This window comes from Pseudomonas sp. HT11 (assembly GCF_044875395.1).
GTDB lineage: Bacteria > Pseudomonadota > Gammaproteobacteria > Pseudomonadales > Pseudomonadaceae > Aquipseudomonas.
This window is the reverse complement of sequence record NZ_CP173217.1, coordinates 3,273,164-3,291,893: the sequence shown is the minus strand read 5'-3', so window position 1 is coordinate 3,291,893 and position 18,730 is coordinate 3,273,164. Positions and strand designations below refer to the sequence as shown.

19 protein-coding genes and 1 pseudogene are annotated in these 18,730 nt (G+C 56.9%); 13 read left to right on the top strand and 7 right to left on the bottom strand.

Annotated features, from left to right (window positions below; genetic code table 11):
• Positions 1–61 precede the first annotated feature (61 nt).
• The 7 genes from ABWL43_RS15135 to ABWL43_RS15105 all read left to right on the top strand — a co-directional run bounded on the left by ABWL43_RS15135 (position 62) and on the right by ABWL43_RS15105 (position 8,008).
• A complete protein-coding gene (locus ABWL43_RS15135) occupies positions 62–3,196 on the top strand; it encodes a phage tail tape measure protein (RefSeq protein WP_404482976.1) in 3,135 nt (1,044 codons plus the stop codon).
• A 9-nt stretch (positions 3,197–3,205) separates the two neighbouring features.
• On the top strand, positions 3,206–4,051 hold the full coding sequence (locus ABWL43_RS15130) for a phage tail protein (RefSeq protein WP_404482975.1): 846 nt from the start codon (positions 3,206–3,208) through the stop codon (positions 4,049–4,051).
• Entirely contained in the window at positions 4,026–4,232 is a 207-nt protein-coding gene (locus ABWL43_RS15125) for a tail protein X (RefSeq protein ID WP_124417570.1), read from the top strand. Before ABWL43_RS15130 ends, ABWL43_RS15125 begins: the two co-directional genes overlap by 26 nt.
• A 93-nt stretch (positions 4,233–4,325) precedes the next feature.
• Entirely contained in the window at positions 4,326–5,372 is a 1,047-nt protein-coding gene (locus ABWL43_RS15120) for a phage late control D family protein (protein WP_404482974.1), read from the top strand.
• Positions 5,373–5,976: 604 nt separating this feature from the next.
• Complete coding sequence (locus ABWL43_RS15115) at positions 5,977–6,540, top strand: glycoside hydrolase family 19 protein (RefSeq protein ID WP_404482973.1); 564 nt, start codon at positions 5,977–5,979, stop codon at positions 6,538–6,540.
• Positions 6,522–7,064: a lysis system i-spanin subunit Rz gene (locus ABWL43_RS15110; protein WP_124417567.1), complete on the top strand. Its 543-nt coding sequence runs from the start codon at positions 6,522–6,524 to the stop codon at positions 7,062–7,064. Before ABWL43_RS15115 ends, ABWL43_RS15110 begins: the two co-directional genes overlap by 19 nt.
• 149 nt (positions 7,065–7,213) lie before the next feature.
• On the top strand, positions 7,214–8,008 hold the full coding sequence (locus ABWL43_RS15105; protein WP_404482972.1) for a DNA adenine methylase: 795 nt from the start codon (positions 7,214–7,216) through the stop codon (positions 8,006–8,008).
• 3 nt (positions 8,009–8,011) lie between these two features.
• Here ABWL43_RS15105 and ABWL43_RS15100 read toward each other — a convergent pair whose 3' ends face one another.
• Complete coding sequence (locus ABWL43_RS15100) at positions 8,012–8,713, bottom strand: SOS response-associated peptidase family protein (protein WP_404482971.1); 702 nt, start codon at positions 8,711–8,713, stop codon at positions 8,012–8,014.
• 101 nt (positions 8,714–8,814) lie between these two features.
• Between ABWL43_RS15100 and ABWL43_RS15095 the strand changes: the two genes are divergently transcribed.
• The 4 genes and pseudogenes from ABWL43_RS15095 to ABWL43_RS15080 all read left to right on the top strand — a co-directional run bounded on the left by ABWL43_RS15095 (position 8,815) and on the right by ABWL43_RS15080 (position 12,544).
• Positions 8,815–9,240: a LexA family protein gene (locus ABWL43_RS15095; protein WP_404482970.1), complete on the top strand. Its 426-nt coding sequence runs from the start codon at positions 8,815–8,817 to the stop codon at positions 9,238–9,240.
• Complete coding sequence (gene umuC, locus ABWL43_RS15090) at positions 9,233–10,510, top strand: translesion error-prone DNA polymerase V subunit UmuC (RefSeq protein ID WP_404482969.1); 1,278 nt, start codon at positions 9,233–9,235, stop codon at positions 10,508–10,510. The genes ABWL43_RS15095 and umuC overlap by 8 nt, the downstream gene beginning before the upstream one ends.
• 411 nt (positions 10,511–10,921) lie before the next feature.
• A pseudogene (locus tag ABWL43_RS15085) lies at positions 10,922–11,611 on the top strand (methyl-accepting chemotaxis protein); the annotation flags it as partial.
• A 165-nt stretch (positions 11,612–11,776) separates the two neighbouring features.
• Entirely contained in the window at positions 11,777–12,544 is a 768-nt protein-coding gene (locus ABWL43_RS15080) for a methyl-accepting chemotaxis protein (protein WP_404488421.1), read from the top strand.
• Positions 12,545–12,705: 161 nt separating this feature from the next.
• Here ABWL43_RS15080 and ABWL43_RS15075 read toward each other — a convergent pair whose 3' ends face one another.
• Both ABWL43_RS15075 and ABWL43_RS15070 read right to left on the bottom strand, forming a co-directional pair.
• Positions 12,706–13,143, bottom strand: a complete 438-nt coding sequence (locus ABWL43_RS15075) for a hemerythrin domain-containing protein (protein ID WP_404482968.1) — start codon at positions 13,141–13,143, stop codon at positions 12,706–12,708.
• Positions 13,144–13,217: 74 nt separating this feature from the next.
• Positions 13,218–14,282: an AI-2E family transporter gene (locus ABWL43_RS15070; protein WP_404482967.1), complete on the bottom strand. Its 1,065-nt coding sequence runs from the start codon at positions 14,280–14,282 to the stop codon at positions 13,218–13,220.
• Between the two features lie 633 nt (positions 14,283–14,915).
• Between ABWL43_RS15070 and ABWL43_RS15065 the strand changes: the two genes are divergently transcribed.
• The gene (locus ABWL43_RS15065) at positions 14,916–15,095 is read left to right on the top strand and encodes a hypothetical protein (RefSeq protein WP_404482966.1); all 180 of its coding nucleotides are present in this window, start codon (positions 14,916–14,918) and stop codon (positions 15,093–15,095) included.
• 182 nt (positions 15,096–15,277) lie between these two features.
• On the opposite strand, the gene ABWL43_RS15060 is transcribed toward ABWL43_RS15065, so the two are convergent.
• Positions 15,278–15,601, bottom strand: a complete 324-nt coding sequence (locus ABWL43_RS15060; RefSeq protein WP_145161003.1) for a hypothetical protein — start codon at positions 15,599–15,601, stop codon at positions 15,278–15,280.
• Between the two features lie 635 nt (positions 15,602–16,236).
• On the opposite strand from ABWL43_RS15060, the gene arr reads away from it, so the two are divergent.
• A complete protein-coding gene (arr, locus tag ABWL43_RS15055) occupies positions 16,237–16,653 on the top strand; it encodes an NAD(+)--rifampin ADP-ribosyltransferase (protein WP_404482965.1) in 417 nt (138 codons plus the stop codon).
• Positions 16,654–16,682: 29 nt separating this feature from the next.
• On the opposite strand, the gene ABWL43_RS15050 is transcribed toward arr, so the two are convergent.
• From ABWL43_RS15050 to ABWL43_RS15040, 3 genes are all read right to left on the bottom strand, one after another.
• Positions 16,683–16,940, bottom strand: coding sequence for a hypothetical protein (locus tag ABWL43_RS15050; RefSeq protein WP_404482964.1), 258 nt, complete (start codon positions 16,938–16,940; stop codon positions 16,683–16,685).
• Positions 16,941–17,048: 108 nt separating this feature from the next.
• A complete protein-coding gene (locus ABWL43_RS15045) occupies positions 17,049–17,810 on the bottom strand; it encodes an SDR family oxidoreductase (protein ID WP_404482963.1) in 762 nt (253 codons plus the stop codon).
• A gap of 38 nt (positions 17,811–17,848) precedes the next feature.
• On the bottom strand, positions 17,849–18,676 hold the full coding sequence (locus ABWL43_RS15040) for an EamA family transporter (protein ID WP_404482962.1): 828 nt from the start codon (positions 18,674–18,676) through the stop codon (positions 17,849–17,851).
• Positions 18,677–18,730: the final 54 nt, after the last annotated feature.

Sequence of the window (18,730 nt, the reverse complement as noted above, 5' to 3'; positions counted from 1 at the left end):
TGGTGTGGTGGCTCACGGATTGAGCTGCCATCGGTAATGCAGTGCAAATGGGGGCCATGACATGGCGAACAAAATCGCCCTCGGGCTGGTGATCGGTGGCGCCGTCAGTTCGACTGTCGGTGCTGCGTTTAAAGATGTAACAGGGCGCATCAAGCGTCTTGAGGCGGAAGGCAACAAGGCGCGTGTTCTACAGCGCACTATCGGCGACACCATTCGCTTGCGTGATGAATGGAAGAAAGCGCATGACAGCGGCTCTGAGGGTGCATCCAAGCTGCTGGGGCGATTGAACTCCAATCTCGACAGTTTGAAAAAGCAGGGCATCGAAGTCGGGCGGCTGGAAAAAGCCTATCGTTCCATGGGACAGACCGCCAACAAAGCCGAGCTTAAGGCCCGCGGGCATCAGCAACTGGATGCTGGTAAGAACGGCATGAAAAGCACAGTCGGCGCCGCTGTTGTTGGGGTCGGCATGCTCGCTGTACCGACCAAGGTTAGCGCGGACTTTGGAGCCATTGTTCGTGACATCGCGATCAAGGCCGGCATTGCCAACAAGCCACAAGAAAAGGAGATGTCGCGCAAGATCATTGATACCTCGCGCGACACAGGCATGGCGCGCAACGATGTGGCCGACGTGGTTAACCAGTTGGTGAGCGCCGGCATGGATTTGAGCAAGGCCCTGGAATATGCGCCAGTCGCGGCCAAATTTGTTGTAGGACAGGGATCGAACGGTGTTGATACTGCGAAGATGATCAACGCGCTGGGTCAGAACGCCAAGATCACTGACCCCAAGCAGATGCAGCAGGCTCTGGAAGCGATTGCCTACCAAGGACAGGCGGGCAGCTTTGAGGCGGTCGACATGGCCAAGTGGTTCCCTGAGCTATTGGCGAACATGGGCAGCCTCGGTATCACTGGCATTGATGCGGTGACGCAGTTGGGCGCCATGCTGCAGGTGCAGATGAAGTCTGCCGGCGGCGCCGATGAGGCGGCGAACAACCTCAAGAACTGGATGAGCAAAATCGGCTCTGGCGAAACCGTCAAAGCGTATGCAAAGGCGGGTATCGACTACAAAGGGTCGATGCAGACCGGTTTGCAGAACGGTATGTCTACGCTTGAAACCAGCATGGCGTTGGCGCAGAAGTACATCCAGGCCACTGATCCGAAGCGCGCGGCGGCGATGGCTGAGGCGACGGCAAAGATCAGCAAGGAATCCGACCCGGAGAAAGCCAAGGCCATGATGGCCTCGCTTGAGGAGTCACTGCGCACCGGCGATCTGTTTGCCGATATGCAGGTCAAGGCTGCGCTTTCCGCTTACATGCAGAATAAGGCGCTATACAGCCAGCTCAAGAATGATTCGCGAGACGCAACGGGCATTCTCGATAAAAACCTCAGCGAGCGACGTGAGGCGTCGTCGCAGAAGTGGGCCGAGATGGCTCAGTCGATGGATGATGCAATGCGCAGCGTTGGGGACGCCTTGCGTCCGGTCACGGACACCGTGGCTGAAGCATTGACCAAAGTCACCAAGGGTATTACCTCGCTGTCTGACAGCGCGCCCGGCGTTGTGATGGGCATCACTGCAGTCGGTGGTGGGCTTGTCGCTCTCAAGGGCCTGCTTAGTTCGTTCAAAATCGCTAAAGGATTGCTCAACTTTGCGCGGGGCTCGTTAGGTGGCAAGTCCGGTGAAGTACAAAAAGTCTTTGTGACGAACTCCCCGGATGGGGGCGGTTTTGATGGCAAGGGCAGCGACCCCAAGGGGAAGGCCGGTAAAGCCCTGTCGTTGGTTGAGTCCGGGCTCAAGGCTGTGGCCGCTTTCAAGGGTGATTCAGATGATGTCGAGGGCAAGGATGATAAGAAACCCGGCAAGTTCGACATTGTTGCGACAGGCCTCAAGGTTGTCTCTCTGGCAAAAGAGGCGGCGTCTGGCAATGAAGACGGCGCCACGGTTGGCGATTCGGCAGCGGGTGGCGCTGATGTTCAAAAGGTTTTTGTCGTCAATGCAAACGCTATGGGGGCGTCGAATGGAGGTATAGGCGACCATCGTCGACGTGGTCCCGGCTCAAGGCGTAACCCTTCGCGTCGGCGGCCCATACCGCCTCGTGTGGCTAGTTCGCCGCGACCTCGGGTACAGGCGCCGCGCCCGTCAGTGCCACGGCCACCAGCTCCAGCCCTGCGCCCGGCAGTGCCACGGCCTCCAACTCCGGCCCTGCGCCCGACAGTGCCACAGCCTCCAGCTCCGGGCCCACGTCCGCCAGTGGAGCGTTCGCCTGCTCCCAGCTCGCGTCCGCCAGTGCCACGGCCGCCGGTTGCAGTTCCGAGTTCACCGGCGGCTCGGCCTCCTGTGCCCGGTCCGCGTCCACCAATGCCGCGACCACCGGTACCGGCTACTAGTCCGCCAGTGCCACGGCCTCCAGCGGTGATCCCCCGGCCGCCGCTTTTACCAGTTACGGTTCCAACGGGGGCGTTAGCTAAATTGGGTGGAGTGGTGCAAGCGGTCGGTAAGATTGGCAAAGCGGCCAAGATGATACCCGGCGGTTCACTGATGGAGGCCGGCGCTATGGCCTTCGACACCTATCAAAACGCCAAGACCAAGGACGAGAAGGCCGAGGGGTATGGTGCCGCCGCTGGTAATCTGGCCGGTACCATGGCCGGCGCTGCTGCAGGTGCGGCTATTGGTTCGGTAGTGCCGATTATCGGCACAGCTGTTGGCGGGCTGATAGGCGCCTACCTGGGCAGCATGGGTGGGGCTGCGGTGGGTGGCGCTGCGGGTAAGTCGTGGTTTGGGGGCGATGACGAAAAGCCTGCGCCTCCGGTAACACCTTTGCTGATGGCGCCTCGGCCTGGGCCGGCTATTCCAAGCTTGGCTGCCATGAGCAAGTCATTCAATGGCCAGAACGGTTCGGGTGCGCTGCTGATGGCACCTGCGCCGCATTCGCCGGCGTTGGGTGACGTGGCGCGCTCGATGGCGGTGTCTGCACCGACCAAGCCGGCGGCACTGGCAATTCAGCCCAAAGAACCAGAGAAGCCCGTGCCAGCCAAAGTGGATCAGAAGTTTGAGTACTCGCTGACGATGCCAATTACGGTGCAAGGGGATGTGAAGGATCCCCAGCGCTTGGCGCAAGACCTCATGCCGCATATGCGGCTCATGATGGCGGATGCGGCGAAACAAAACGCCGCGAAGCTGTACGACGAACCCCACCTGTAAGGAGGCCCAATGGCTTATATGGAACAGATGCAATCGGGCCTCAAGTACCTGGTCGAGGCCGGGGAGGCTGGCAGGCGAAGTGCTGACGGTATGCTTGGGCCGGTCAACGGCGCGATCAGGGAGATAACCGGCGCTGCATCAGAGTTGGAAAATATCCCGTTCGTGGGGCCGTCAGTTGGTGCCAAGTTACAGCGGGTCATGCGTGGTGTGAATGCAGCACAGGCCAAGGTCGGCCAGGTGGCGGCCGTGTACGGCCGTGCGACACGGGCGGCCGCCGAAGTTCAGGAACGAATGGGCACACTGAAGGAACAGGCGGGCAAGGCTGCTACGGCAATCAACAAGATCGCCGGTAATGTCAGTCCTTCGTTGGCGAACATTGTGCCTACCAGTGCCTTTGCGATGGATGCAACGCCGGCACCGGAAGCGGTGAAACCGTTTCCGCACCTGCTGATCATCCAGCCCCGCGACCCCAAGATTCAGCCGTACTACTTCAATTTAGATACGGCGGCCTTTGACGAACTGAGTCGCTCGACTGAGTTTCGCTGGGCTTCCCAGGAGCGACTGACGCGACGTCCGGCGCAGCAGGCAGTCGGCATGGGAGAGGAAAAGCTCACGCTTAAAGGGACGATCTACCCAGGCTTCAAGGGTGGCCTCAAGCAGCTTGATACCCTGCGCACCATCGGCGGCCGGCTCCAGCCGCTCACGCTGACCACGGGCTATGGTGAGGTGATCGGCACCTGGTGCCTGAAGACCATCAACGAGGAGCAGGGCGCGCTGCTACACGGCGGGATTCCCCGTAAACAAGGGTTCACTTTGGAGTTTGCGCGCTATGGCGACGACATGCAGAACATCTGACGGTGACATGCTCGATGTCATTTGCCATAACGTTTACGGCCATCTCAATGGCACCGTTGAGGCGGTACTTGATGCCAATCAGGGATTAGCAGATGAGCCCCAGCCTTACCGTGCTGGCGTGGTGATCGTGCTGCCAGACCTGCCAGGCCCGACAGAGGAGGGGATTAGTTTGTGGGATTGACCCCGAACAACACCGCCAGCAGCACTTTACGATAAACGTGACGATACTTTGATCATGACCCGCCCTGTGCGGGTTTTTTTTTGGACTAAATCCATGACTCCCACTTTTCGAATCGTCGCCGACGGTGCCGATATTACAGCCAAGATCAATGATCGCCTGTTGTTGCTTCGGACTTCAGACAAGCCGGGAATGGATTCCGACGAGTTTGAATTACGAATAGATGATCGTGACGGCCAAGTGGTACTGCCTCGGCGCGGCAGCTCTGTCGAGATCTATCTGGGATATGCCGAAACATCCCTGAAGCGCCTGGGGCGTTATGCGGTGGATTCGGTCGAGGTGTCCGGACCGCCGGATACGATTGTGATAAAGGGCAAGGCCAGCGACATGCGAGGCAGCGGCAAGACCATCCGTAGTGGTAGTTGGGAGGACGTGCCGCTGTCCAAAATTGTGGCTGACATCGCCGCACGCAATGGATGGCAAGCGGGGTGCCAGGTAGCGACGAAGGTCGCGCGCGTGGATCAACTCAACGAGTCCGATTTTAATTTCATTACGCGCCTGGCAAAGCAGTACGACTGCACGGCTAAGGTCGCAGACGGCAAGTTGTTGGTGATGCCGCGCCAGGGCGGGCAGACCGCCAGCGGCAAAGCGTTCGGTGCGATCACCCTGACCCGCAGCGACCTCAGCCGATGGCAGTTCAGCTTGGGGGATCGCAATTCGCACAAGGCCGTATCGACCAAGCACCAGAACAAAAAGGACGGCAAGTTAGTGGTGGTCACCGTCGACAACGTCGATGCTCCTGATGGCTTGCCGGCGGTTCATACCGACCGACATATCTACCCGAACAAAACCGCCGCTGAAGCGGCCGCCAAGGCCCGTTTGGCAGCGTTCAATCGTTCGACTGCTGACGTGCGGCTTGAGATGCCCGGGCGGACAGATCTGTTCGCGGAGCGATCAATCAACGTGCAGGGTTTCAAGGTTGGTCTTGATGGCGAATACCTGGCGGATTCGGTCGAGCAGGTGTTCACCCAATCAGGCTGGTCGACCACGGTGGAGTGCAATGCGGGCAAGCAAGGTAAATCCAGAGGCAAGAAAAAGAAGGAAAAGAAGCCGCTCAAAGTATTGAGCGTCGAGAAGCAGTAGTGGATCGCATCGCTGAGTTAGTGCGGTTTTTTGTGTCTGTGAGTGGACCGCGGCTGCATAAGCATAGAACCGAATGCTCGCCGTCAAGCCGGTGTTTTTGCTCCTGCACGATACATACGGAGCATGATTTACTACGGCATCGTGGAATTTTCGTCAGAAACCCTGCCTATATTTTAAAGTGTTATCCCAGCGACAAGGGGGCGCTTTAACTTCGCTAAACGAGCTGTCAAGACTCGCTTTGATGCGAGTAATTTGCGTATGTCCCGACGAGGTGAAAGGGAGTTTTGACGTCCATGTTATGCAATATTGCCCATGATCAAGGAGGGCAACTTTGCAATTTAGCAGTCCGCACTCCCCAAGCTTTTTCACTGCTTCAAAATCATGAACGCTAGATTGAATATCAACTAGGGAAGCCCCGGTTTGAAACTCTGCACTCAATGATAATAGAGCCTTGTTCAGCCGAATTTGCTCCATAAAGCCTCCTGTCCTCACGCTAGCAATAAAGGCTTACTGCCATTAGTAGCGAGGGTGATCTTCTCAAAGTTGAAAAAAAAATGAAACAACCGTCAGAGTTCGCTCATCGGTTTTTTGAATGGAGAAAGCCATGCCAATCACCGAACATCAGTTACTGCAAATCCTCCCGAACGCCGGCCGCAAAGCCGGCGTTTTTGTTCCTGTACTGAACGCAGCCATGATCAACCGTAAGATCGATACGCCGAAGCGCCAGGCGGCATTCCTCGCCCAGGTGGGACACGAGTCTGGTCAGCTGCAGTACGTCCGCGAATTGGGCGGCAATCATTACCTGAGCAAATACGACACTGGCGCCCTGGCTGCCAAGCTTGGCAATACGCCCGCGGCCGACGGCGATGGTCAGCGGTATCGCGGTCGTGGGTTGATTCAAGTCACCGGCCACGACAACTACCTGCGCTGCAGCCTGGCACTGTTCGGCGATGAGCGATTGCTGCGTACGCCGGAATTACTCGAACTGCCCCAGTGGGCCGCAGAGTCTGCCGCATGGTTCTGGTCTGTAAACGGGCTGAATGCGCTCGCGGATCAGGACCAGTTCAACACGATCACTCGCCGAATCAACGGCGGCCTTAATGGCCTGGAGGATCGGCTGCAGTTGTGGGCCAGGGCGAGGGCGGTGTTATGCGTCTCTTTGATCTGATCCCGGCGCAGTTCCGTATCGCCGCTATCAGCTTGCTGTTAGTGGTGGTGGTCGCAGGATCTGCAGCATTGGCCTGGACTGCTCAGAACTGGCGTTATGGCAGCGTGCTGGAGCGGCAAGCCCGGCTGCAGGCGGACACCCTCAACGAAATATCCCAAGCGTCTGCTGCTCAGCTGCGTACAGAGCAGGACAAGCGTCTTGCCCTAGAGCTCCGCCTGCGTCACAAAGACGAAACCCACTACAAGGAATTGACCGATGAGCAAATCAAGCAGGCTCGTCTGCGTGATCGGCTGGCTACTGCTGATCTGCGGCTGTCAGTCGTACTCGCCGCCACCGAAACCACCGGCAGCTGTTCAGTGCCAACCACCACCGTCACCGGCCGCGTGGTTCATGGCCCCACAAGAGCCCAACTTGACCCAGCGCATGCTCAACGAGTTATCGGAATCACCGATGCCGGCGACCGAGGATTGATCGCCCTGCGGGCCTGTCAGGCCTACGCAAAAGAAGTTTCTACACCGAAGTAAAAGGAGCGGCCGGGCAGGATGCGTCAACATCCAACCCGGCCACCTTCCCCGCAGAACGTCCCTGCAAGTCCAGCCAAGGCTCCTGCTTCGTGCACAAAGCGGAGCGAGCCTAGCACTGTTTATCCATACAGCAAAGGTCTTGCTTTTATATGTCCACACCCATCATCCCTTGGATGGGCGGCAAACGCCGCCTGGCCGACCGCCTTATCCCGCTCTTCCCACCTCACGAATGCTACGTTGAAGTATTTGCCGGCGGCGCCGCGCTCTACTTCATGCGTCCCCAGGCCGCGCCAGTTGAAGTCCTCAATGACATCAACGGCGATCTGGTGACGCTTTACCGCGTCGTGCAGAACCACCTGGAAGAATTCGTGCGCCAGTTCAAGTGGGCGCTCAGCTGCCGGCAGGTGTTCGAGTGGCAGAAGATGACCCGCCCGGAAACCCTCACCGACATCCAGCGCGCCGCCCGATTTTTTTACCTGCAGCACCATGCCTTCGCCGGCAAAGTGACCGGGCAGACGTTCGGCACTGCAACTACCGGCCCAGCCATAAACCTGCTGCGGATCGAGGAAAACCTGTCTGCAGCGTGGCAGCGTTTATCCGGCACTTACGTCGAAAACCTAGGCTGGCTTGAATGTGCCGAGCGCTACGACCGTGCCCATACGTTCCACTACATGGATCCTCCTTACTGGCAGACCGCCGGCTATGGCGTGGACTTTCCATTTGAGAATTACGAGCGCATGGCCGACTTCATGCGGCGCTGCAAAGGGAAGGTCATGGTTAGCATCAACGATCACCCAGACATCCGACGGGTGTTTGACGGCTTTCACTTTGAGACGCTCGATATCCGCTATTGCAATACCAATCAGCGTCAGGGAAAGGCTGAGGTGAGTGGCGAGCTGGTGATTATGAACTGGGAGCCCGCCGCATTGGGAGGACTGTTCTGAGCATCAAACATCCCTGGATTGCACCGGCAGCAATAAATCAGCTCCCTGGTTTTTCACATTCCCCACTGCTGTGCCAACGGCATACCACTCAAAGTCCTTCACGGGCTGGCAACATTCCTTTGCTATCTCCTCGGCCCGCGCTGGAGTAAGGCTGGGGTCAATCCATTCCTTGGCGTGCTCAGGTGTCAGCACCAACGGCTTGCGGTCGTGGATGTCCACCATGCCCTGATCAATCGCGGCGGTGATGATCACGAACCCATCGCCGTCGTGGGGATCCATGCCAGGATGAACTTGGGCAAGCGCGCCAAAGAACATAGGCTTCTGACTCTTCAGGCGAATGAAGTAGGGCTGCTTTCTCTTCGGATCGTCAGGGTCTTTGACCCACTCATACCACCCTTCACTCGGCACCAGGGCTCGGCCATTCGGCCAAAGTTGTTTGAAGAACTTTCCCGTCGTGACCGTCTCTACACGGGCGTTGATTGGGTCGGGGCGCTTGCCCTTGGCCCAGGAAGGCGCCCATCCCCATTTGACTGTATCGATATGCAGCCCATCCTCTGCGGTGTGCAGCAACTGCACGCGTGTCGACGGAGCGACGTTGTAGCGATTAATAGGCTGAGCGTCATACCCGCTAAACAGCTCTATTTGCGGGCTCAGCTCTTCTATGAAGATCGCCATTCCTTCGTACTGCACGAATCGCCCGCACATACACACCTCTCCGCTTGTCGAAATCCCCTACAGAAAAATTGACCGCAAGCGTCTTACAAAGTTAACTGTACATTCATACAGTGATTGTAAAAGGCCGCATCATGAGCTTCACCATTCTAGGTCCCATCGCTGAGGTTGGCGCGAAGTTGCCCTTGTGTTCGTTCCAGGTTCCGGCCGGCTTTCCTTCGCCGGCAGCGGATCACATTGAGCAGCACATCTCATTGGATGAGGTCCTGAATATCCGCGCACCGCATGTGTACCTGGTAGCCATCACCGGGGAAAGCATGCAGGGGATTGGTATCTTCGAAGGCGATCTCGCGGTGGTGGATCGTGCCATTGAGCCGGCGCACGGGCATGTGGTGGTGGCTTTGCTGAACAACGAGCCCGTCTGCAAGCGCCTATGTAAGCGCGGCCGGGAGGTTGTCCTTCTGTCAGAAAATCCCAAATACCCGGCGCGGTACGTTCTCGAAGGGGATGAGCTGTCAATCTGGGGTGTGATCACCAGCACAGTGCGCAGCCATGTCTAAGCAGCAACCGACCTTTGCGCTGGTCGACTGCAACAGCTTCTATGCCAGTTGCGAGCGAGTATTCCGGCCGGACCTGGCGAAGGTGCCCATTGTGGTGCTGAGCAATAACGATGGATGTGTAATCGCGCGCAGCTACGACGCAAAGCCGTTCATCAAGATGGGGGAGCCGTATTTTCAGATCAAGCACAAGCTTAAGCAACACGGCGTTGTCGCGTTCTCCTCCAACTATGCGCTGTACGGCGATATAAGCGAACGCGTGATGAGCCTGATCGAGTCATTGGTGCCGGCAGTTGAGGTTTACAGCATTGATGAGGCATTCGCCGATCTGACCGGTGTCGGTGGTTTAGATGCCTTGGGCCGGCAAATCCGCGCCCAAGTACTTCGCTGCACCGGCATACCAGTTGGTGTTGGTATCGCTCACACAAAGACCCTGGCGAAGCTGGCAAACCACACCGCGAAGCGCCTGCAATGGCAGACCGGTGGTGTAGTCAATATCACCGACCCGGTTAAGCGGGACTGGGTGCTGCGTAATACGGACGTGGCGGAGGTGTGGGGCGTTGGCCGAAAGATGAAACTTCACCTCGGTACGATGGGCATAAAGTCTGCAATGGACTTGGCCAAGGCGGACCCGTGGACGCTTCGTAAGAAGTTCAGCGTGGTGATCGAGAAGACGGCGCGGGAGCTGGCCGGCACATCGTGCCTGGAACTGGACGATCCCGACCCACCGAAGCAAGAAATATGCTGCAGTCGGATGTTCGGGACGCGCCTGACTGATCTACCTCCAATTAAGGAAGCGTTGGCCACCTATATGTTGCGGGCCTCGGAAAAGCTCCGGGCCCAGGGATCGCTGTGCAGGAAGATCCGCGTTTGTATCCGCACAGGTATGTTCAACCCGGAAGAGGCCAAGTACGCAAACGGGGTGGTCGTCGATCTACCCTATCCCACTGATGACGTGCGGCTACTGACAAAGGCGGCCGTTGATGCGGTCGACTGTATTTACCGGCCAGGGTTTAAATATAGTAAGGCCGAAGTGATGCTGCTCAATCTCTGCCAGCCCGACGAGTATACCGGTGATCTGTTCGCTACTTCGCAACCTGCTGAGTCCACGCGAGTTATGACCGTGCTGGACGAGATCAACGCACGATGGGGCCGCGGCACGTTGCGGTCAGCCAGCGTGCCAAGTAATCCAGTTTGGGGTATGCGCCGGGAAATGATGAGCCAGAGCTATACGACCAGGCTGGATCAGCTTTGGTCTGTAGCCTGTAGATAACGTCAGCTTTCGGCCGAGGCTGTGTTAGAACGTTTTCGAGTGCGATAGGTACTCACCACCGGACTGGAAATCGCGCATCTGCGTGGAATCCACATCTGCTGACGTACCGATAAATTTCAGATTTTAGGTAGACGCGCGCACTTCAATTTTGACGGAGCGTTTTTACACGCCCTGGGACAAAACCTATCATTCATCTGATCTGCAAACCAAAGGACATCTACAGGAAGGACGATAACCGCAATTTTTCAATGCGCCGCCGGTCGGATTCGCCTCAAGATCCGTTCTGGCACGCCGATTACGCAGGTGTGAGTTTGAGCGGCTCCTGCTACGAACCGGAACCGCAGACAGGGATGTTTGGACGTCTTTCACGCCCAACCAGGCGTACCTCATTCCTGTCATGAGTATCATCCGATGCTGCAAAGATCCCTGAGAATCCAAATCCTCGCGCTGCTGAGCGGCAGCCTGTTGGCGATGTTGCTGATTGCTTTGGCATGCTTTCATTTCCTGTCCAACGGCGTGCAAAACTACGCCAACCTAATCGAAGGTCCGCTGCACACTTCGCAATTGATCGACGAGGCCAACCTGCAATTCAAAGTGCAGGTTCAGGAATGGAAAAACGTACTACTACGGGGCAAGCAGCCGGCAGACCGGGATAAATATTGGAAGCAATTCGAAGAGCGTCAGCGCGACGTACAGAGGATCCTCGGCGAACTGGCCAACCAGAAAGGACTGGACGGCCAACTCAAGGGCCGCATCGAACGCCTGCGTGAAGAACACCGTCAGTTGGGCAGCGCTTATCAGAAAGGTCGCGATGCCTATATCGACGCGGGAGCAGACCCTACCGCAGGCGACGCCGCCGTTAAAGGCGTAGACCGTGCTACCAGCGACCAGATGAGCGAACTTGTCGGCGAACTGCGCAAGCAGGGCACTGAGCAATCGACGCTGATCAGCACCGATGCCAAGCGCACTGTGATGTTGGGGATTATCGTGATGCTCGCCTCGGGTCTGTTGATCGGCCTGCTCAGCCTTTGGCTGATAAACCGCAACTTGGTTGACCCGATCCGCAAGCTGATCGACTACGTGACGCAACTGAGCCAAGGGAAATTCGTCGAACGCGTGGCCAGCAGCCGTGAAGACGAGTTGGGCAAACTGGCCGTGGCCGCCAACACCTTGCGCGACTTTCTCGCCGAAACCTTCAACCGCTTGCAGCGCAGCGCCAAGGATCTGGACAGCGCAAGTGGCGAGTTAAACGCCATCGCCGGTCTCATGGCCAGCGGTACGAACGAGCAGTTCAACCGTACCGATCAGGTAGCTACGGCGATGAACGAAATGTCCGCCACCGCCCAGGAAGTGGCTCGTCACGCAGCCGATGCCGCACGCGCCGCGGATGATGCCGACCAATCCGCGCAGCAGGGCGAAAAAGTCATGCGGGGCACCATTCACACCATCACCCAAATGCGTGGCGAGATCGCCAACACAGCCACTGTCATCCGTCGCCTGGAGACCGACAGTGGCCGCATTGGCAAGGTGTTGGAAGTGATTCGCGGCATCGCCGAGCAGACTAATTTGCTGGCGCTCAACGCGGCGATCGAAGCGGCCCGTGCCGGTGAAGCCGGACGCGGTTTCGCGGTCGTGGCCGACGAAGTGCGAAGCCTGGCCCAGCGTACGGCGGCGTCGATTATCGAAATCAACCAGATAATCCAAACGGTACAAACCGGCGCGGTGGACGCGGCTCAGGCGATTGAAAGTGGCCAGTCGCGCAGTGAAGAGAGTGTTGCACAAGTAAATGAGGCCGGAGCGATGCTAGAGCGCATCACCCATGCAGTGGAAGCCATTCGCGACATGAATCGCCAAATTGCCACCGCCGCCGAAGAGCAAACCTCGGTGGCGGAAGACATCTCGCGCAACCTCACCGAAATCACCACGATTGCCAGTACCAACCTGGACAACATGCAGCGCACCGAAGCGGCAAGCCGCAACCTTCACGGGTTGTCGGGGCAGCTGAATGAAGTGACGGCTCGTCTGAGTGCTTAGCCGGACCATAGTGGTTCGATCGGCTTCAGGCTGAGCTGCCATGTTAGAAGACCGAGCCCCGTATTTAGTCATAGACTCATACGGGGCAAATGCTCAGACCAAAGATTCTCAGCATCTTTGCAACCTTCCGGCATTAATACTTAATTTCTAGAACGTAGTATTTAAGACAATTGCTTGCGGTACTCGGATAGGTACTGATCGGCTAGTAATTCTTTCTGTTGCGAGGTCAATAACTTGCCGGCAGCCTGGAAAAATTTCTGCTCTTCTTCTTTGAGATGGTGACGGACTTTGTGAGAGAGCCTTTTGGCTGTCACCAACCATCCTGGATTGGACATCTCGGTCTGATCCAGCTCCTCCATCATTTCATCCATTTCATGGTGCTCGGATATGGCGTGTCGACTGAGGTCGATCCCGTTGTCATGAGCCATCAATGGGATATAAAAACACCTCTCCTCAGCTGTTTCATGGGCTTGCAGTTCTGCTTTGAGCCGCTCGTAAGCAACTTTTCGTTCAGCACTGTCGCCCTTCGTCTGCACGAGCAGTTCTGCATATTCTCGTTGGCGATCGTGGCTTTCTCTTAACGCTTCGAAAATGTTCATGATGCACCTATTCCTATGACTGTGGAACGACGAGAACTCGAGTCGATATCAGACCTACTTCCCAGAGCAGGCAGTTACGACGGTAATTTGACCTTACGGCGATCGCTAGTAAACAACCCCCAGCAAGACATGAACAACGCAGCGATCAAAGGGCCTATCACGAAGCCATTGATGCCAAATACAGCAAGCCCCCCGAGAGTAGAAAGCAGAACCAGATAATCGGGCATTTTGGTGTCTTTTCCGACCAGTACCGGTCTTAATACGTTGTCAACGAGGCCGATGACGAACGTGCCAAAGAGCCCCAGCACGACGCCTTGCCACATTTGACCAGTCGCCAACAACCAGATTGCGACAGGCGCCCAGACCACCCCGGCGCCTACTGCTGGTAGCAGCGACAAAAATGCCATCGAAACCGCCCACAGCAACACACTAGGTATTCCTACCACCCAAAAAATAACTCCACCAAGCGCACCTTGGACCAAAGCCATCAAAATGTTGCCTTTGACTGTCGCTCTTATTACCCGATTGAATTTGAGCTGTAGTTGACGTTTTTGGTGCTCGTCCATTGGTATGGCATTGCGTACGCGACGAGCCAAATCGGCGCCATCCCGTAAAAAGAAAAACAACAGGTACAGCATGATGAAGAAGCTGATTACGAAATCGAGGGTTCCCTGCCCGAAACTAAAAGCCTGAGTCGCTACCGCTTGGCTGCCCTGCATAGCACCGTTGGTGACCTTATCCTGCAAACCTACAAGATTACCGACGCCCATACGGTCAAGAAAGCGCTCCGCGAAGGTTGGCAGCGCTTGCTTGAAATGCGTCACATAACTGGCAATGTCGATCTGCCCGGATTCGATGCCTTGATAAAGACTGGTGCCCTGCTGAATCAGTAGAGCAGTGGTGATGATCACTGGCAAAATGGCGATGATCAAACAGAGGCCCAGAGTGATCAAAGACGTAAGGTTGCGCCGAAGCTTGAACCGCGCCTGCAGTCTGCGTTGCATGGGTGAGAATACAATGGCCAAGCAGACAGCCCAGAATATCGCTCCATAATAGGGGAGCATGATCCAGATGAAGGCGAGGCTTACACCGATCAGGAGCAGTAAAAGGGTTCTGTAATGCAGGGTATTTTCGTTCATGGCCAGTCCAGTGGGATAATCGCTATGGATTAGGCAGCGGGTGAATGGACGAGTGCCTTTTATATTGAGCCACAGTCATTTAAATATCGGTGAAGGTGTAAATTAGTTGCGTAAAGTGATTCACTTGGATGTGCACGCAATGTGATGAGGCCGCAGTTTTAGGCCGGCCCGTTAAAGAACAAGCGTGATCTAAGTGGAGCCGCTAGAAGGGATCGAATCCCTTGCCCGCACCGTTGAGTGGAATGCTTGGCGAGACGAGCTGGAGGCCTACCGCACTCAAAGCGACGAAACATAGAAAATCCATTCCGCAACCCAAGTAGAACCTCGCGATTTAAGAGGGCTCCAGTAAGGAATAAATGGTGGCTTTGCGGAATTTAAATTTGTATAACTCACTGAAAAATATCAAGATATTAGTGGATTGCAAATCCGCCTACGCCGGTTCGATTCCGACCTCGGCCTCCACTCTTAGAAACCCCTTAAATTAACATTTGCGGGGTTTTTTACTGCCTTCAAATTAACTGCGCTCAGCCTTGTCATCCGGTTCAACGACGACAAAACACATCAGCGTTTGCCGGTGGGTCGGGCATCGTTGGGGGTACTGCCATCGGGCGGTTTCGCGAGCGACAGCCCGGTATGCCCTTGCAGGCGGCGACCGGCTTGAGCGTGATGCTTTCGCTGTCAGCCGTGCTGGGCCTCAACGGCGGTTTTCCGTCTTCCGCCGGGCTGTATAGGCCCCAGCTACTTGCGAACGCCGAGGCGTATCTGGATGAATTGCGCCGCGCGGGCGCGGTTATTCACGAATGCATCGGGTAAACGTCACCTGATGACAACGCGAGGCAACTTTCAAAGTAAAAAAGGAACGGCTCTATTCAACTAAATAGATCCGTTCCTTTATCAGTCATGGAAGCAAGTGACGCGATTTACACCGACGCTGCACTATAAAAAGACTGACAGCGAGAGCCGATTTGATCACGCCATTGTTGTTGGCGTGACAGTTATCCCCCAAACGGCCCGCTCTTTATCTGTTCGCCTTTTTTCGCGCAAGAGGGCGGGTTGGACATGCCGAAGGTCAAGATATTGCCGCCGTTGATAATGCAGTTGAATTGCTTGTTATCGTTGGTTTTCAGCAATACGTAGGTATTGGTGCCCTGGGTTTGACGATTGACAATAGTCAGGTCCGCAGGGGCGTAGCCCAGTGCGCCGGCGCTTTGCGATTTCACGTCATCATCGCTCAACATGTTGGTCTTGCCTGCGAGCGCATTGCAGCCGCCCAACAATGCCACCGTGATGACCAGTGCAAATAACTTGTGCAGTGACATGTTCCTTATCCTTTTGCCTATAACACGTGAATTAAGCGCTTATGCGGTTCAGCTATCGTCAATTAACAGCGCAAGTGATAAACCTGCGCTGTTGTTTCGCGATGGCTGTTAACAAGCGTCAATTATAAAATGTTACAAAAAGTTCCAGAGAGAAATCTCTTGCCTCTCAGTCTCCATTACTTGTCTGTGTGTCTCGTCGGTGACCCCGCACCGTCATCGCCTGCGAACCCTCGCAGTTGAACCTGTAAGAAAATGTAACCGTTCGTCGGAACCCACGCACTATCAAAGGGATACAGAGGTCGATCTACAGAACAAATAAGACAGGTAGCTATGCGATCTCTAATTTTGGATATGCCTAACGGGCGCCAGCTCGTAGAAGAACTGGACCTGGCAACGGAGCAGATGATGGCGACGCCCGTCGAGCAAATTGGCGGTGAACAATGGCAGGCGGCATTTGCCAGGCAGCAACGGGCGTTCAGGCTGTGGAGCGATTATCTGCATTGCAAGGCTGACGGCAGGGGGCTGGACTGTCCTCGTAAGGTTGCTTAGGCGTTTGACTGTCAGTTACAAGAAGGGCATGCCTTGCTCTGCAGACGGGCGGGCCTGGCACCACGCATCCTTGGAGTAGCGAGCCCATGTCAAACGCCGCCAGCATGTTTACGCGACAGTTCTTTCACGGCACTCGGGCTGACCTCGAGCCGGGAGACATGATCCGCGTTGGTTATCCGTCCAATTTCACCGAAGGGCGTGCGCTGTCCTGGGTCTATTTTGCGGGCACGTTGGACGCCGCTATCTGGGGGGCCGAACTGGCACTTGGCAATGATCGCGAACGCATTTATGTCGTAGAGCCCACGGGCCCGATCGTGGACGACCCCAACGTCACGGATAAGAAGTTTCCCGGCAATCCGACGCTGTCCTATCGCTCCCGCGATCCACTGCGGGTCGTTGCCGAAGTGACCCAGTGGCAAGGGCATTCGCCAGAGCGGTTGCAGCAGATGAAAGACAACCTTGCCCGTTTAAGGGCCGAGGGCGGCGATGTCATCCTCGACTGATGGGCCGGTAGCTACGCGTTGAGCACCGATCAAGCCTGGGCCTCGGACCTGGCGATGCGCTGCGCTTTGACCTCATCTGCATACAGGCTAATTTTCCCTTGCTGAGCTGTCAGCAACGCACATATTTTCATCAACGCCACCGCTTCGTCCGGCGTCCTGTCAGTGCCGGCCATGGCCGTCAGTTCAACCACTGACCAGCCGATAACCGCCGCCGCATCTTCAAGGTCATAAAACAGTTCTTGCTGCGCAGTCCTGAGCCCATCGAGCCCCTGCATCAATTCTTCCATCTGCTACCTACCTGACATTGATTGAAGTCCAATCCATTCACCCCCATCCCTCTTTCAGCCAGGTCTGGGAATTACCAAATACCTCATGAAATCCCGTGCGTCCTGCCCTCACTTGCCCCCGGTGACGTCAAGAAACGTGCCGGTAATGAACGACGCTTCATCGCTCGCCAGCCACAGGATAGCCCGCGCAACTTCTTCGGGTTGTCCGCCGCGGCCCATGGGAATTGAGTCCTTGACCCGATCCACCCGACCCGGCTCTCCGCCACTGGCGTGCATGTCGGTGTAGATATGGCCGGGGCGGATGCAGTTGACGCGGATGCCGTCTCGCGCAACTTCTTTGGCGAAGCCGATGGTGAACGTCTCCAGGGCGCCTTTTGAGGCAGCGTAGTCGATATATTCGTTCGGACTGCCGAGCCGGGCTGCCCCCGAGGATACGTTGATTACAACGCCGCCGCGGCCTTTATGGCGATGGGACATGCGTTTGACCGCTTGTTGCGCGCATAGCATCGGGCCGATGGCATTGACCGCGAAGATGCGCTGCATGCGTGCAAAGCCGAGGTCTTCGAGGCGCGATTGTGGGCCGAGTATGCCCGCGTTGTTGACCAGCACATCGATGCGGCCGAACTCGCGGTCAATCGCGGCGAATAACGCCGCGACCTGCTCCGGCTCTGCGCTATCGGCGCGGACCGCCAGCGTTCGCCGTCCGGCGGCTTTCACGTCATTCGCCACGGCCAGGGCGGCGGCCTGGTCGGACACGTAGCTGATCGCGACATCGTAGCCGCGCGCGGCGGCCAGACGCGCGGTGGCCGCACCGACGCCGCGGCTGCCACCGGTAATCAGGATGACAGGGGCCTGGGGAAGGGTGTTCATAACGCGTAAACCTCACTGTGTGACAGCAACGGACGGCCTCAGCCGATAAGTACAGCGCCGAGCGCAATCACTGCGCAGGCCAGAAACTTGCGCAGCGTGAATGCCTCGCCGAGAAACCAATAACCGATCAGCGCGGCAAACAACACACTGGTTTCGCGCAATGCAGACACTGCGCCCATGGGCGCAGTGGACATGGCGTAGATGATGATCCCGTAGGCCAGCAGCGAGACCAGTCCGCCGCCCAAAGCCGTCGCGACACCGGGCCGCCAGCTGAACAAACTGCGCGTCCCGCGTAAACCGATATACACCAGAGGCATCAACACGCCCCACAACGCGCACATCCACACGGTATACGCCAAGGGCGCGCCAGACAGCCGTGCGCCAATGCCGTCGGTCACGCTGTAAGCCGCAATAAAAACCCCAGTGCCCAATGCGTACGGCAGGCTGGGAACGGCAAGCCTGCGTTTATTGAACGCCAGGGAAATGATGCCGCCAGACACCAGCGCAATGCCCAGCAGCGCAGCGCCGGTGACTGCTTCCCCGACAAAAACGGCAGCGCTGAGGGCGATCAGAATAGGCGAGGAACCGCGGGAAATCGGATAGGTTTGCCCCAGGTCGCCAACCTTGTAGCTGCGTACCAGAAACAGGTTATAGCCCACATGCAGTACCGCCGACAGCCCGGCGTAGCACCAACTGGCCCGGGCGGGCGGCGCCAGGAACGGCGCGATGAGCACGCTGGCAGTGGCCACCGCCAGGCACATCACCGTCATCGCCCACAACCTGTCGGCGCCGCCACGCAGCAGCGCGTTCCAGCTGGCGTGCAGGAGGGCGGCGAACAGAATGAGCAAAACGATATGAAAAGGCATGCGCCATCCTAAGCAACGGCGCGCCTGCACTAAAGCGAAGTCCCCTCATCCTGG

Coding starts and splice junctions, on each gene's coding strand:
- ABWL43_RS15135 (WP_404482976.1), top strand. CDS start 62: ATGGCGAACAAAATCGCCCTCGGGCTGGTGATCGGTGGCGCCGTCAGT.
- ABWL43_RS15130 (WP_404482975.1), top strand. CDS start 3,206: ATGGCTTATATGGAACAGATGCAATCGGGCCTCAAGTACCTGGTCGAG.
- ABWL43_RS15125 (WP_124417570.1), top strand. CDS start 4,026: ATGGCGACGACATGCAGAACATCTGACGGTGACATGCTCGATGTCATT.
- ABWL43_RS15120 (WP_404482974.1), top strand. CDS start 4,326: ATGACTCCCACTTTTCGAATCGTCGCCGACGGTGCCGATATTACAGCC.
- ABWL43_RS15115 (WP_404482973.1), top strand. CDS start 5,977: ATGCCAATCACCGAACATCAGTTACTGCAAATCCTCCCGAACGCCGGC.
- ABWL43_RS15110 (WP_124417567.1), top strand. CDS start 6,522: ATGCGTCTCTTTGATCTGATCCCGGCGCAGTTCCGTATCGCCGCTATC.
- ABWL43_RS15105 (WP_404482972.1), top strand. CDS start 7,214: ATGTCCACACCCATCATCCCTTGGATGGGCGGCAAACGCCGCCTGGCC.
- ABWL43_RS15100 (WP_404482971.1), bottom strand. CDS start 8,713: ATGTGCGGGCGATTCGTGCAGTACGAAGGAATGGCGATCTTCATAGAA.
- ABWL43_RS15095 (WP_404482970.1), top strand. CDS start 8,815: ATGAGCTTCACCATTCTAGGTCCCATCGCTGAGGTTGGCGCGAAGTTG.
- umuC (WP_404482969.1), top strand. CDS start 9,233: ATGTCTAAGCAGCAACCGACCTTTGCGCTGGTCGACTGCAACAGCTTC.
- ABWL43_RS15080 (WP_404488421.1), top strand. CDS start 11,777: ATGGCCAGCGGTACGAACGAGCAGTTCAACCGTACCGATCAGGTAGCT.
- ABWL43_RS15075 (WP_404482968.1), bottom strand. CDS start 13,143: ATGAACATTTTCGAAGCGTTAAGAGAAAGCCACGATCGCCAACGAGAA.
- ABWL43_RS15070 (WP_404482967.1), bottom strand. CDS start 14,282: ATGAACGAAAATACCCTGCATTACAGAACCCTTTTACTGCTCCTGATC.
- ABWL43_RS15065 (WP_404482966.1), top strand. CDS start 14,916: ATGCCCTTGCAGGCGGCGACCGGCTTGAGCGTGATGCTTTCGCTGTCA.
- ABWL43_RS15060 (WP_145161003.1), bottom strand. CDS start 15,601: ATGTCACTGCACAAGTTATTTGCACTGGTCATCACGGTGGCATTGTTG.
- arr (WP_404482965.1), top strand. CDS start 16,237: ATGTCAAACGCCGCCAGCATGTTTACGCGACAGTTCTTTCACGGCACT.
- ABWL43_RS15050 (WP_404482964.1), bottom strand. CDS start 16,940: ATGGAAGAATTGATGCAGGGGCTCGATGGGCTCAGGACTGCGCAGCAA.
- ABWL43_RS15045 (WP_404482963.1), bottom strand. CDS start 17,810: ATGAACACCCTTCCCCAGGCCCCTGTCATCCTGATTACCGGTGGCAGC.
- ABWL43_RS15040 (WP_404482962.1), bottom strand. CDS start 18,676: ATGCCTTTTCATATCGTTTTGCTCATTCTGTTCGCCGCCCTCCTGCAC.